General features: G+C 64.1%; 1 protein-coding gene. It reads right to left on the reverse strand.

Annotated features, from left to right (window positions below):
• A partial coding sequence (locus AC0IYH_RS30535; protein WP_471837901.1) for a hypothetical protein occupies positions 1-288 on the reverse strand: 288 nt, incomplete at its 3' end.
• Positions 289-315 lie beyond the last annotated feature (27 nt).

The raw sequence follows: 315 nt of genomic DNA on the forward strand, positions 1-315 counted from the left end.
CAGGTCCACCGCCTCCGACTCACCCACGCCCGGATTCCGGAACCGCTCAATTCCGCCTCCCAGCGCCGCATCGGACGTGCTCTGCTTCAGGTCGTATGCCATCAGCAGCGGCCACCGCCCCGAGCTGCCCGCCCGCGGCTTGAAGAGGCCCTGGAGGGTCATCGCCTCGTTCCTGCTGAAGTAGTGATATTCGTCGACGTAGACGACGTCATAGCCGCTGACGTCCCTCAGCTGCTCCCACTCGTGCGTCGAGAGATAGCGGCCGAAGTCGGCGGTCATCTGATCCATGCTCAGCAGCCGCTCATGCTTCAGCAT

It is taken from the genome of Pseudomonas sp. AC463, assembly GCF_979253585.1.